At 59.5% G+C, this 12,638-nt stretch carries 10 protein-coding genes and 4 pseudogenes; 6 read left to right on the top strand and 8 right to left on the bottom strand.

What is annotated here, in order from left to right; all coding sequences use genetic code 11:
* Positions 1 to 53: 53 nt before the first annotated feature.
* Positions 54 to 532 (bottom strand): annotated as a pseudogene (locus GEV39_RS01570) (DUF2780 domain-containing protein); the annotation flags it as partial.
* Positions 533 to 692: 160 nt separating this feature from the next.
* Between GEV39_RS01570 and GEV39_RS25975 the strand changes: the two are divergent.
* From GEV39_RS25975 to GEV39_RS01555, 3 genes and pseudogenes are all read left to right on the top strand, one after another.
* On the top strand, positions 693 to 1,664 hold the full coding sequence (locus tag GEV39_RS25975) for an RHS repeat-associated core domain-containing protein (RefSeq protein ID WP_249414318.1): 972 nt from the start codon (positions 693 to 695) through the stop codon (positions 1,662 to 1,664).
* A 253-nt stretch (positions 1,665 to 1,917) separates the two neighbouring features.
* A complete protein-coding gene (locus GEV39_RS01560) occupies positions 1,918 to 2,160 on the top strand; it encodes a hypothetical protein (protein WP_173887349.1) in 243 nt (80 codons plus the stop codon).
* A gap of 26 nt (positions 2,161 to 2,186) precedes the next feature.
* A pseudogene (locus GEV39_RS01555) lies at positions 2,187 to 2,354 on the top strand (hypothetical protein); the annotation flags it as partial.
* A gap of 197 nt (positions 2,355 to 2,551) precedes the next feature.
* Here the strand turns inward: GEV39_RS01555 and GEV39_RS01550 are convergent.
* Both GEV39_RS01550 and GEV39_RS01545 read right to left on the bottom strand, forming a co-directional pair.
* Positions 2,552 to 3,127, bottom strand: coding sequence for a DUF2780 domain-containing protein (locus GEV39_RS01550; protein WP_173887347.1), 576 nt, complete (start codon positions 3,125 to 3,127; stop codon positions 2,552 to 2,554).
* A 568-nt stretch (positions 3,128 to 3,695) separates the two neighbouring features.
* Positions 3,696 to 3,959: pseudogene (locus GEV39_RS01545) on the bottom strand (DUF2780 domain-containing protein); the annotation flags it as partial.
* Positions 3,960 to 4,190: 231 nt separating this feature from the next.
* Here GEV39_RS01545 and GEV39_RS01540 point away from each other — a divergent pair.
* From GEV39_RS01540 to GEV39_RS01530, 3 genes and pseudogenes are all read left to right on the top strand, one after another.
* The gene (locus tag GEV39_RS01540; RefSeq protein ID WP_249414317.1) at positions 4,191 to 5,117 is read left to right on the top strand and encodes an RHS repeat-associated core domain-containing protein; all 927 of its coding nucleotides are present in this window, start codon (positions 4,191 to 4,193) and stop codon (positions 5,115 to 5,117) included.
* A gap of 322 nt (positions 5,118 to 5,439) precedes the next feature.
* Positions 5,440 to 5,577: pseudogene (locus GEV39_RS01535) on the top strand (DUF3077 domain-containing protein); the annotation flags it as partial.
* 159 nt (positions 5,578 to 5,736) lie between these two features.
* Positions 5,737 to 5,943 carry a hypothetical protein gene (locus GEV39_RS01530; protein ID WP_173887345.1) on the top strand — a complete coding sequence of 69 codons (207 nt, stop codon included), beginning with the start codon at positions 5,737 to 5,739 and terminating at the stop codon, positions 5,941 to 5,943.
* A gap of 42 nt (positions 5,944 to 5,985) precedes the next feature.
* Here GEV39_RS01530 and fdhA read toward each other — a convergent pair whose 3' ends face one another.
* The 5 genes from fdhA to GEV39_RS01505 all read right to left on the bottom strand — a co-directional run bounded on the left by fdhA (position 5,986) and on the right by GEV39_RS01505 (position 12,636).
* On the bottom strand, positions 5,986 to 7,185 hold the full coding sequence (fdhA, locus tag GEV39_RS01525) for a formaldehyde dehydrogenase, glutathione-independent (RefSeq protein ID WP_009683378.1): 1,200 nt from the start codon (positions 7,183 to 7,185) through the stop codon (positions 5,986 to 5,988).
* A 422-nt stretch (positions 7,186 to 7,607) separates the two neighbouring features.
* Positions 7,608 to 8,465 (bottom strand): formyltetrahydrofolate deformylase, encoded by an 858-nt coding sequence (gene purU / locus GEV39_RS01520; protein ID WP_009683377.1) that lies wholly within the window; start codon positions 8,463 to 8,465, stop codon positions 7,608 to 7,610.
* Positions 8,466 to 8,477: 12 nt separating this feature from the next.
* The gene (locus GEV39_RS01515; RefSeq protein ID WP_115293268.1) at positions 8,478 to 9,110 is read right to left on the bottom strand and encodes a sarcosine oxidase subunit gamma; all 633 of its coding nucleotides are present in this window, start codon (positions 9,108 to 9,110) and stop codon (positions 8,478 to 8,480) included.
* A gap of 179 nt (positions 9,111 to 9,289) precedes the next feature.
* A complete protein-coding gene (locus GEV39_RS01510; protein ID WP_173887343.1) occupies positions 9,290 to 12,304 on the bottom strand; it encodes a sarcosine oxidase subunit alpha in 3,015 nt (1,004 codons plus the stop codon).
* On the bottom strand, positions 12,301 to 12,636 hold the full coding sequence (locus GEV39_RS01505) for a sarcosine oxidase subunit delta (protein ID WP_009683373.1): 336 nt from the start codon (positions 12,634 to 12,636) through the stop codon (positions 12,301 to 12,303). Before GEV39_RS01505 ends, GEV39_RS01510 begins: the two co-directional genes overlap by 4 nt.
* Between the last annotated feature and the right edge of the window lie 2 nt (positions 12,637 to 12,638).

Genomic DNA, 12,638 nt, shown 5'->3' with positions numbered 1-12,638 from the left:
GGACAGCGCCAGCCTTCAACGGCTGGGATGCCAGCCCTGGCGCTAAAGAGCCATCAGACCGAAGGCTGAGCCAACGGCGCTGGCGTGGTCCACAAACTCCCCAGGTTCTGCAGCAACGAACCAGCAATCCCCTGCTGCCCCAGGTACTGCAGCAACAACAGCGCGAACTGCCCGATCATGCCGGTATCCATGCCCAGGGCCTTGAAGGCATTGTCCAGGTCGCTGCGGTTCTGCACGTCGTTACCCAACGCCTTGTCCAAGGCCGACTGGCTACCCTTGTTGCTGCCCAGCAAATCCCCCAAGCCACTTAGCCCGCCCAGGGCATTGGCGCCCGACAATAGGTCCAGGCCCGGTACCGCCTTGGTCAGCTGGCCATAGTCCTCACTGCTCAGGCTGTTACGTGCCAGCCCCAACATCGCCCCCGCCCCGCCCACGGCCTGCTCGGGGTAATGTTCAACTGACTGCCCAGGGTGTTGAGCAAATCGGCCTGGGCCTGGGGCGCCTGTACCTGGCCTTGCTGTTGCTGATTTTCCGAGAGGGGCCTCGTTGAGCAGAATGGCCTGGAAAACGAGAGATCTGACTGGCGCTCATTGGGCTTGCTCCCACCGTCTGATAACTAGCAAAACTACCAGTTGTGGTTATGCAATGCTTCGCGCAGCATCAAGCACTCCGACAACTGTTGGGTGAATATTATGTCGAACAAAACAAACGGAAGAACCGAACCAGCTTGCGAAGCGACCGGCCTGCGCTTGAAAAAATTGTCAAATGACAATTCTTTACTCTTCTATCAAAATGGTCATTTAAACACTACAGTATCTCCGCACGGGCACCGTCATATTATCCGCGTGCAAGATACAGCTTTGGCGCAACTCGAAAGAGCGCAGGCGACAAAACTATTGACGAGCGATCGCGCCAATTCTGTCTTGGGCCTATTCGACAGGGTCATGACGTACTCACCTTACGGCCATCTGGATACCTCGGAAAACGCCGTGCTATTGGCCTTCAACGGTCAATGGCGTGACCCGCGGACCTTATGCTACCTATTAGGTAGCTATCGGCTGTTCCGTCCGCAACTACAGCGGTTTTGTAGCCCAGACTTTTTTAGTCCCTTTGCCAGTGGTGGTTTGAACGCTTATAGCTACTGCTTTGGCGACCCCACAAACCATACAGACAATTCGGGTCATATAGCATACAGAATATTTAGGCGTCTCTCGCCCAAGTTCAGGAATATTAAGTCAGAATCCAAATACTACAATTCAAAAATTAAAAATTTGGTAAATGAGACCAACAAGGCACAGAGAAAAGTAAACTATATTGAAAATGAATACCAATACAAACCTCATAAACTACTCAAAGACGCTGTGAATATGGAAGAAAATCCCGATAAATACGAAAAGAGTCTTAGAAAATACCAAGCAAAGTTAGCACCTGCCAAAGAAAATCGCGATAAGCTCTATAGAAAGCAGCAAGAAAAACTTCCCAGCTACATAAACAAGTCTGTTGGGCGAGAACAGGGGGCTGAGCTAAAGGAGCGCTTAGCCGAGGCTTTAAAAGCACGGCGGCAGGCTAGGAGGGATGAAACCGAAGAGCCGGAGTGGATTGGAGAGTTTTTTGAGAGCTTACCCCATCAAGTTTCCGCCGTCAGGAGGGCCTTATTCAACTGAGTAGTGACTTTCCAGGGCTGGAACGGGATGATCTGGGCTGGGCTCTAGTCTCGGGCGGTCGCTGCGAAATCAGCGACCGGCTTTGACAGGCCGCACTCGTCAACCACATGGCTTTTGCCGTTATGGCAGCTGTGCATGGGGCACTCATGTGCGCCGGGTTTTGGTTGACCTACCGGTCTGTCAACCCATGTACAGCTGCCTCCCTCTTGTTTGACAGCAGGCCGGTGGTGGCATCACTTAGAGGTCATCCAGCATGCTTAAGATCGTCCCCGATCCACCCCACACTTACCATTCCCTAGAAGACACACTCATCCAGGCCGCGGAGTACGCCCTGTGCGCGCAAACGGTCGCGCAGCAGGCGGTGCTGCTGCAGCCCAAGTCGCCAGGCTCGGTACTGATCATGGCGACGATGCATGAACTCGAGGCGTTGCGAGCGCTGCTTGAGGCATCCTTGATCCAGGTCCAGTTGCCTTTTGAGCCGCGGACGTTGCATTAAGGGCTTCAAGCCTTGCGTTGCCTGAGCTGGCTCTGTGGCTGTGGACCAGCCTGTCGGCGCTGACGCTGGTGATCGGCCTGTGCTGGTTTGCACTGGGCCTTGCCTGCCTGGCGGTACTGACCGCCGGCTTCCGCCGCCCGGTGCGCCTGGTGGACTTCACAGAAAACAGCCTGACTCCGCCGTCCTGGGCTTGACTCCGCTTTCCCGGGCTTGCGCTGTACCTGTAGGAGCGGCCTTGTGTCGCGAAAGGGGCGCGAAGCGGCCCCGGGATTTCAGCTTCGCGCCGAAGATTGCCGGGGCCGCTGCGCAGCCCTTCGCGACACGAGGCCGCTCCTACAGGGCAGCGCCAGCTTTCAACGGCTGCGATGCCAGCCCTGGCGCTAAAGAGCCATCAGACCGAAGGCTGAGCCAACGGCGCTGGCGTCGTCCACAAACTCCCCAGGTTCTGCAGCAACGAACCAGCAATCCCCTGCTGCCCCAGGTAGTGCAGCAGCAACGGCGCGAACTGCCCGATCATTCCGGTATCCATACCCAGTGCCTTGAAGGCATTGTCCAGGTCGCTGCGGTTCTGCACGTCGTTACCCAATGCCTTGTCCAAAGCCGACTGGCTACCCTTGCTGCTGCCCAGCAAATCCCCCAAGCCGCTTAGCCCGCCCAGGGCATTGGCACCCGACAACAGGTCCAGGCCCGGTACCGCCTTGGTTAACTGGCCATAGTCCTCGCTGCTCAGGCTGTTGCGTGCCAAACCCAGCATGGCCCCCGCCCCGCCCACGGCCTGTTCGGGGGTAATGTTCAACTGGCTGCCCAAGGTGTTGAGCAGATCGGCCTGCGCCTGGGGCGCCTGTACCTGGCCTTGCTGTTGCTGGTTTTGCATGGCGGATACGGCGTTGGCGGCGTCGCTGAGGTTGAAGGCGAACACCGGGCTTGCGGCCAGGGTCATCAGGGTTGCCAGGGTGAATGCTTTCATCGGGAGGGACCTCGTTGGCCGGGATGGCCTGGGAAACGAGGTGTTTGACTGGGGGGGCGAGGGTTTGTTCCGGGCTGCTTGTCACCTAACAAATTTGCCAATTGCGACCGCATGCGATGCCGCGCAGATTGGAAATCTCCAATTGCTTCTTGCAACTCGAGAATATGGTGACTACTCCTACAGACCGAAAAACATCAAGCATAGCCTCCGTAGAGCCTAAGACGAGGGTATGCTGGCCTTTAACATATAAGCACATTGCAGAGACTATCCGTTCAGCTTGGATTGGACCTGGGCGACGAGAATAATCTAGGCGCTCCATCAGCTTTTTCCACTTACTTGTAGGACTGTTGGCGTCGGCCCTCGCCCAGGTTCAACGACCGGCGGATGCAATGCTGCACTAAATCGCACGCATGTTTCGCCTGGGTTGGCCTCATCGCTGGAAAGCCAGCGTCGCCATCAGGCCGATGCGGCAGCGAACGAGGTTATGATCAAGTCAGGCGGGCAGCCGCCTGACTATATCGGCCCTTGTGTAGGAACGGCCTTGTGCCGCAAAAGAGCCGCAAAGCGCGCCCCGCGCATTGCTCAACGCAGACTGGCTCTGGCTGTTCTTGCCCAGCAAATCCCCCAAACCACTCAACCCACCCAGGGCATTGGCACCAGACAGCAGGTCCAGCCCCGGCACCGCTTTGGTCAGTTGGCCATAGTCGTCGCTGCTGAGATTGTTGCGCGCCAACCCCAACATCGCCCCAGCCCCGCCCACGGCCTGCTAAGGGGTGATGTTCAATTTACTGTCCAAGGTGTTGAGCAGATTGGCCTGCGCCTCGGGCGCCTCGCCTGGAGATTTGCGGGTTTGGTCCGGGGCGGCTGCCGGGGTTGCACGCGCTTCCAATTGCCCAACTGGGTACCTGATATTTTTGTCAGTTAACAACTGACATAGCCGCCTATAAACTCGGCTACATAAACATCGGGCACATCCACTTAGCGATGTAAAATATTCTCCTATTAGAAGCGCACCGACTTCCGCAAGGGTGCTCCACGATGACTGACACAGGGAGAAATATCAGTGAAAATATTCTATAACGCCTCTTCCCCATGCACTCTAATTGAAAAAAACACCAGCATTTCAATCGTCAGGTCACCCAACGTAATTTTAGCCGAAAGCGAATCAAGAGAAAGTACCATTACACTGAAGCTTCTGACTTGCGACGAGCAAAACAGTCTGATGGCAAGCGCAAGCCCGGTTGCAACCCTGCACACACTTTTTACCCCGTTCGGATACACCATCAGCGGCGACCTCCTAACAACGGCATTCAAAGGAGAGCCATTACTAGCGGACAAGAAAGGTTATTTGCTCGGGAATGGATATCGAAATTACTCTCCACAGCTGATGCGTTTCCACAGTACAGATACTGAGAGTCCATTTGGCAAAGGTGGACTGAACAATTACGCGTTTGCTCTAGGAGACCCCGTCAACATCAGCGACCCTACAGGACACTTCCCATTCTTCCGAAGTTATCGTCGTTTCAGTGGAAAGTACATAAGCCAGGGAAGCCCTAGATTCGGGCACGTAATATATGACGCGAAGCACCCTCTGCAGCCTGGAGAGCGCATACTGACAATTGCGGGACATGGAACACGTGGCGCAATACAAGCAGCCCCGAACACTTTATGGGACGCTGACGATTTATATAACCAGCTCCGCAAATTAGATCGCGGCAAAAAAGAGCCTATACATCTAATTACATGCCACGGCGCCAACAGTCCTGAACAAGGATATGACTCATTAGCCATGGGACTCTCGAAGCTCACAGGCGCCCCTGTTATCGCTTACTCAGGATCTATCCACGGACAGATAAAAAAAACAAACAGTGAAGCCAGATCAATCACCTACAGAGTAACAGAGAAAGTTAATTTCCTCGATAACCTCCTCGGAATTCGAAGTGCACGAAACATACGCAAAATTGTAAATGCACGAGACACCGCGGTTTAGCTCCGCAAGAATTAGGAGAGAGTGCAGATTCGCTTTTTTAAGGCAAGTCAAAACTAGGGCGACAACGAAACGCTTGTCGCAACAGTTTTGGCACCTTATGCCATGCCTCACATCTTGTACGGGTAAGCACGAATTCCGTCTGTAAGGCGGCATTGAACAAGCAATGTATAAAGGCTGTGCCAACCTCCCCACTCCTCGAACGGCTCGGACGCCCGGCGAGCTAATCTCCTCAGATTTCCGTTTTTTCCACTTTTTTGTAGGAGGCTTCTGAAAGTACGCGCAAACGGTCGCGCAGCAGGCGGTGCTGCTGAAACAAGCGTAGGAACTGATGGGCTATGTGCGGGATTTGACCATTGACGGCCTGATGGACAACAAACCGCAGTTGCTCTGGGCTTCACATTATCTGAGCGCGTTGGCCAAGGCGCTGATGGATGATGCTGAGTTGGGGATGATGCGCTGAGTGATGGGTTGGCAGGGCTGGCCTCTTCGCGGGCACGCCCGCTCCCACAACCGTGCCACCTTATCAAACTGTTATTTTTGCCAGTATCAAAATCCCTGCAACGGCCCAGAATAGGCGCCAGGCAGCTCCCATTCATACACTGCGGCAGGGACTTCAACCGTGAACAACGCACCGAACAGGACGCTCTTCTTCTACCAGGGCAACGACATCATCACGATAATAGAGGACAATCGCCAGCGCGCAATCTTCCGCAATGCGAAGCAACCGCTGGCAGATCTGAGTGCAGACGACACTCAAGCCGGCGGCCTTCTGGCCACCGATCAGATGGGTTCGGTACTTGCCGCACAAGGGTCAGAAAACCTATAAAAAAGCCCCTCGAAATGAGGGGCTTCTTGTTTCGTTACGCGATCACGCCGCGCCCCACATCTTGTGCGGGTCGATCACAAACTTCTTCGGCACCCCGGCATCAAACTCGCCATACCCTTCCGGCGCCTGGTCCAGGTTGATCACCTGCACGCCCACCACTTCGGCAATGTTGATGCGGTCCCACATGATCGCCTGCATCAGCTGGCGGTTATACTTCATGGTCGGGGTCTGGCCGGTGTGGAAGCTGTGCGACTTGGCCCAGCCCAGGCCGAAGCGGATGCTCAGCGCGCCGATCTTGGCGGCAGCGTCCACCGCGCCCGGGTCTTCGGTCACGTACAGGCCCGGGATACCGATGTTGCCGGCTACGCGGGTAACCTGCATCAGCGAGTTGAGTACGGTGGCCGGGGCTTCGTGCTTGGCACCTTCATGGCCATGGCCGCGGGCCTCGAAGCCCACGGCGTCAACGGCGCAGTCCACCTCCGGCTCGCCGAGGATATCGACGATCTGCTCGTGCAGCGGGGTGTCCTTGGACAGGTCGACCACTTCAAAGCCCTGTGACTTGGCGTGGGCCAGGCGGGCCGGGTTGAGGTCGCCGACGATGACGCAAGCAGCACCCAGCAGGCGCGCCGAGGCAGCGGCGGCCAGGCCGACCGGGCCGGCACCAGCGACATACACGGTGCTGCCTGGGCCTACGCCGGCAGTGACGGCGCCGTGGTAGCCGGTTGGCAGGATGTCGGACAGGCAAGTCAGGTCACGGATCTTCTCCATGGCCTTGTCGCGCTCGGGCAGTTTCAGCAGGTTGAAGTCGGCGTAGGGCACCAGCACGTATTCGGCCTGGCCGCCGGTCCAGTCGCCCATGTCGACGTAACCGTAGGCACCGCCGGCGCGGGCCGGGTTGACGGTGAGGCACACACCGGTGTGCATCTCTTTGCACGAGCGGCAACGGCCGCAGGCAACGTTGAACGGTACCGAAACCAGGTCGCCGATCTGCATGCGCTCGACGTCGCTGCCTTTCTCGACGATTTCACCGGTGATTTCATGGCCCAGAACCAGGCCGACCTGGGCAGTGGTGCGGCCGCGGACCATGTGTTGGTCGGAGCCGCAGATGTTGGTGGAGACCACCTTCAGGATCACGCCATGCTCGATTTTCTTGCCGCGTGGGTCCTGCATTTTCGGATAGTCGATCTTCTGCACCTCGACCTTGCCGGCGCCGAGATATACCACTCCACGATTGCCAGACATGCTCTTACCTCGCTTGATTTTTATTTATGCAGCGGTGGTTGAACGCGCCGCCATCCTTGGGCGGCATGTGTTTCTGGATGAGGGGAATTGTGGGCCTGATGGGGCCGGGTGCACTGACTGGGAGCGACAGGGAGATGCCATTTAGCGGCAGGTTTGTCGTTGGAGGATATGGAGGGAAACAGAGGTGGTGGCCTGTGGCGGCCTCTTCGCGGCTAAAGCCGCTCCTACAGGTAAAGCACAGCCTTTGAGGCCTGTGATATCCCTGTGGGAGCTGGCTTGCCGGCGATCACCGGCGTAGCCGGTGCCATACACCGCGTCGCCTGCTTCGCGGGCTTGCCCGCTCCCACAGGTACTGCGCTGGCTTTGAGTTCACGCAGTACCTGTAGGAGCGGCTTTAGCCGCGAAGAGGCCGGCACAGGTCATTACAGAACTACAGTCCGGTTGGCGTTGAGGAACACCCGCCGCTCGATGTGATACCCCACCGCCCGCGCCAGGGTCAGGCATTCGATGTCGCGGCCCTTGGCGATCAGGTCTTCCGGGTAATGGCTGTGGTCCACCACCTCGACGCCCTGGGCAATGATCGGCCCTTCGTCGAGGTCGTTGTTGATGTAGTGCGCCGTGGCACCGACCATCTTCACGCCCTTGTTGTAGGCCTGGTGATAAGGCTTGGCGCCCTTGAACCCGGGCAGCAACGAGTGGTGGATGTTGATCGCCCAGCCGTCCAGGCGCCGGCACAGCTCAGGCGACAGCACTTGCATGTAGCGCGCAAGAATCACCAGCTCGGCGCCGGTTTCCTCGATGACCTGCAACACCTTGCGCTCTTGCCCAGGCTTGTCCTTGGGGTCGAGGGCAAAGTGGTAGTACGGGATCTTGTGCCAATGCGCCAAGGGTTCGAGGTCGGGGTGGTTGGACACCACCGCGACCACGTCCATGCCCAGTTGGCCAATGCGTTGGCGATACAGCAGGTCGTTCAGGCAGTGGTCGGCCTTGGACACCATGATCACCACTTTGGGGCGGTGATTCGGGGCGGTCAGCTCGAACACCATGCCGAACGCTTCGCCGCGCTCGGCAAGGCCGGCGCGAAAGCCGGCTTCATCGAAATCGTCCGGCTGGCGAAACTCCACGCGAATGAAGAAACGCCCCGACTGCCGGTCGTCGAAGGAGTGGTGCTCCGTCACGTAGCAGCGCTGCTCGAAGAGGTAACGCGTCACCACGTCGACGGTGCCGAGCATGCTCGGGCAGTCGGCGGTGAGAATCCAGGTATCCGGTGCCCGACTCATGTTCTGCGCTCCTTAAGCCTCGATGCTCAGGCCGTACTCGGCCGAAGCGTCCTGCAGCCACAGCCACCAGTAGTCGGCGAAGCTGCGGCGAATCACCAGTTCCCAGGTGTCTTCGGCGGTACGGCGGATCACCAGTTGCGACTTGGCGAACACGGTGCCGACGGCCTTGCCCACCGGGAAGTTGTTCGGGTGAACATCATAGCTGGTGGACTTCATCAGCACTTCACGTACATGGGGGCCGCGCAGTTCCAGCAGGCTTTGCCCGCCGCTCACATTGACCACCTGGATGTGCTGGCCTTCGAGGGCTGCACGCAGCTTTTGCTCGACCGCCAGTTCCTGGCCGCCAGGCACGATCAGCAGCCACTCATCGGGGCCGACCCATTGCAGCGACATGTCGCCGTTGGCCACCACGGTCAGTGCTACAGGCAACTCCAGGCCCAGGGCCTTGTGTACACCCGCGGCGAATTCCGGGTCATGGCCATCGCCGCGCAGGGTCAGGTGGCCCAGAAACTTCTTTTCGCGCAGGGTTACGCCTGCGTTCTTGCGGCCTTTGCCAACCAGGCTGGCCAGGTCGGCGTGGTGCAGTGGCGACTGGGCCTTGGCCTCGGCGCCGGGGTTTTGCTGGAAGACGTTGATAGCGCTCATTTCTTACCTGCCTTGAATTCTTGTTCGTCGATGCGACGCCGCTTTTGTGTTGGGGCTACCGGCCTCATCGCCGGCAAGCCAGCTCCCACAGGGACCTCACCAACCTTCAAAACTGCATCGATCCTGTGGGAGCTGGCTTGCCGGCGATTGGGCCTGGCCTGCCCCCACAGGGCCCGGAGTCAAACGTTCTGCCGCTCACCCTTCGGATCGAAGAACACCGAAGACACGATTTCCGCCTCGATCACGCTGCCATCCGCCTGCGGCGAGTAGACGCGCTCGCCCATGCGCTTGAGGCCGCCTTTGACCACGCCCATGGCGAACGAGTAGCCCAGCGAGTTCGACGCATAGCTGGAGGTCACGTGGCCAACCATGTCCATCGGGATCGGCTGCTTGGGATCGAATACCAGTTGGGCGCCTTCCGGCAGCCACTTGGTCGGGTCGATCGGCTTCAGGCCCACCAGCTGCTTGCGGTTTTCACGCACGCAGTCTTCCCGGTTCATGCCACGCAGGCCGATCCACGAGAACGGCTTGTTGCGGCCCACGCACCAGCTCATGTTCAGGTCGTCCGGGGTCATCGAGCCGTCGGTGTCCTGACCGACGATGATGAAGCCCTTCTCGGCGCGCAGAACGTGCATGGTCTCGGTGCCATACGGGGTCAGGTTGTACTTCTTGCCCGCCTCGATGATCTGTTCCAGCACGCCCATGGCGTAGTTGGCCTGCACGTTCACTTCGTACGACAGCTCACCGGTGAACGAAATACGGAACACACGGGCCGGTACCCCGCCTACGTTGCCTTCCTTCCAGGTCATGAACGGGAAAGCTTCCTTGTCCATGTCGATGTCGGTCAGCTCGCTGAGCAGCTTGCGGCTGTTGGGGCCGGACAGGGTCATGGTGGCCCAGTGGTCGGTGACCGAAGTGAAGTACACCTTCAGCTCTGGCCATTCGGTCTGGTGGTACAGCTCCATCCACTGCAGCACGCGTGCAGCGCCGCCGGTGGTGGTGGTCATGATGAAGTGGTTGTCGCCGACGCAGGCGGTTACGCCATCGTCGAAGACCATGCCGTCTTCCTTGCACATCAGGCCGTAACGGGCCTTGCCCACGTCGAGCTTGGTCCAGGCGTTGGTGTAGATGCGGTTGAGGAACTCACGGGCATCCGGGCCCTGGATGTCGATCTTGCCTAGGGTGGAGGCGTCCAGCAGGCCCACGCTGTCACGCACGGCCTTGCATTCGCGGGCCACGGCAGCATGGATATCTTCACCGGCCTTGGGGAAGTACCACGGGCGCTTCCACTGGCCGACGTCTTCGAACTCGGCGCCGTTATTCACGTGCCAGGCATGCAGGGCGGTGAAGCGTACGGGCTCGAACAGGTGACCACAGTGGCGGCCCGCTACCGCGCCGAAGGTGACCGGCGTGTAGTTGGGGCGGAACATGGTGGTACCCATTTCCGGAATGGTAATGCCGATGGAACGGGCGGCAATGGCCAGGCCGTTGATGTTGCCCAGCTTGCCCTGGTCGGTACCAAAGCCCAGCGCGGTGTAGCGTTTGACGTGCTCGACCGACTCGAAACCTTCACGGGTGGCCAGTTCGATGCCGGCGGCGGTCACGTCGTTCTGCTGGTCGACGAACTGCTTCGGCCCTTTGGTGCCCTTGTCGTGCGGTACCAGGAACAGCGCCACGGTGGCCTCTTCCTTGCGCGCAACGGTTTTCGGCAGGGTGCCAACGGTGGCCTTGAAACCGGCTTCGGTGGCCGCGCGAACGCCGCCTTCGAAACCATCGGCAATCACATCGCCCAGGGCGTAGACGCCGTTGATGCCACCCACGCATTCGCGTTTTTGCGGCGCATCGCCCGGTACGAAACCGAGGATGTCGTCACGCCATACCGGGCGGCCGCCCAGGTGCGATGCCAGGTGAACGATCGGGCTGTAACCGCCCGACGAGGCGATCAGGTCGCACTCGAGGGTTTCACCAGGGCTGGTGACCTTGTGCGCCTGCACATCGATCGCCGCCACACGGGCGCCGGTCACGTGCTTGCTGCCCTTGGCCTCGATCACAGCACTGGAGGTAAGGATACGAATGCCTTTGGCACGCGCTTCTTCAACCAGCGAACCACGTGGGTTGTGGCGGGCATCGGCAATGGCGACCACTTGCAGGCCGGCATCGTGCCAGTCCAGCGCCGCGCGGTAGGCGTGGTCGTTGTTGGTCGACAGCACCAGCTTACGGCCCGGGGCCACGCCGTAGCGGCGTACGTAGGTGGACACGGCACCGGCCAGCATGTTGCCCGGCACGTCGTTGTTGCCGTACACCAGCGGGCGCTCGTGGGCGCCGGCAGCCAGTACCACGCGCTTGGCGCGCACACGGTGCACGCGGTGGCGTACCTGGCCGATCGGGGCGCGGTCGCCCAGGTGGTCGGTGAGGCGCTCGTGAATGGTCAGGAAGTTATGGTCGTGGTAGCCGTTGACCGTGGCACGTGGCAGCAGGGTCACTTCCGGCAGGCCTTCCAGCTCTTTGACCACGGCGCTGACCCATTCGGCGGCAGGCTTGCCGTCCAGGGTTTCGCGGGTATCGAGCAGGCTGCCGCCGAACTCTTCCTGTTCGTCGGCCAGTATCACCCGGGCACCGCTGCGCGCGGCGGCCAGTGCTGCTGCCAGGCCAGCAGGGCCGGCACCGACGATCAGCACGTCGCAGTGCTGGTTCATGTAGTCGTAGCTGTCCGGGTCGTTCTGCAGCGGTGCACGGCCCAGGCCGGCTGCCTTGCGGATGTACTTCTCGTAAGTCATCCAGAACGATTTGGGGTACATGAAGGTTTTGTAGTAGAAGCCCGGCGGCATCATGCTGCCGCCGACCTTGCCCAGGATGCCCATGACGTCGTTGTTGACGTTCGGCCAGCCGTTGGTGCTGGTGGCGACCAGGCCTGCATACAGCGCCTGCTGGGTGGCACGCACGTTGGGGATCTGCGTGGCTTCGCTGGAGCCGATCTGCAGGATGGCGTTCGGCTCTTCGGTGCCGGCGGCGATGATGCCGCGGGGGCGCGAGTACTTGAAGCTGCGGCCAACGATGTCGACGCCGTTGGCCAGCAACGCGGCGGCCAGGCTGTCACCGGCATAACCCTGGTAGGTCTTGCCGTTGAAGGTGAAGTTCAGGACCTTGCTGCGGTCGATACGGCCGCCGCTGGCGAGGCGATAGGTCTGGCTCATACTTTTTCCCCTTGGCCTTTGACGGCGGACGGTGCGCTGGCAGCTTTACCGTTGGCGGTCACTTGCGGCTTTTCGCCAATCTTGTAGGTTTCCAGAATTTCGTAGGTCACGGTGTCGCGGGTGACGTTGAAGTACTGGCGGCAGCCGGCAACGTGGTCCCACAGTTCGTGGTGAATACCGCGTGGGTTGTCACGGTAGAACATGTAGGTACCCCACTCCTCGTCGGAGCAGGCGGCCGGGTCCAGCGGGCGGGCGATGTGCGCCTGGCCAGAGGCGTGGAACTCTTCTTCGGAGCGCAGCTCGCCGCAGTGGGGACAGAAAATATGCAACATGA

The sequence above is a fragment of the Pseudomonas sp. NY5710 genome, assembly GCF_013305665.1.
GTDB classification, from domain to species: Bacteria; Pseudomonadota; Gammaproteobacteria; order Pseudomonadales; family Pseudomonadaceae; genus Aquipseudomonas; species Aquipseudomonas juntendi.
The sequence above is the reverse complement of the archived record's forward strand: the minus strand, read 5'-3'. Positions and strand labels throughout refer to the sequence as shown.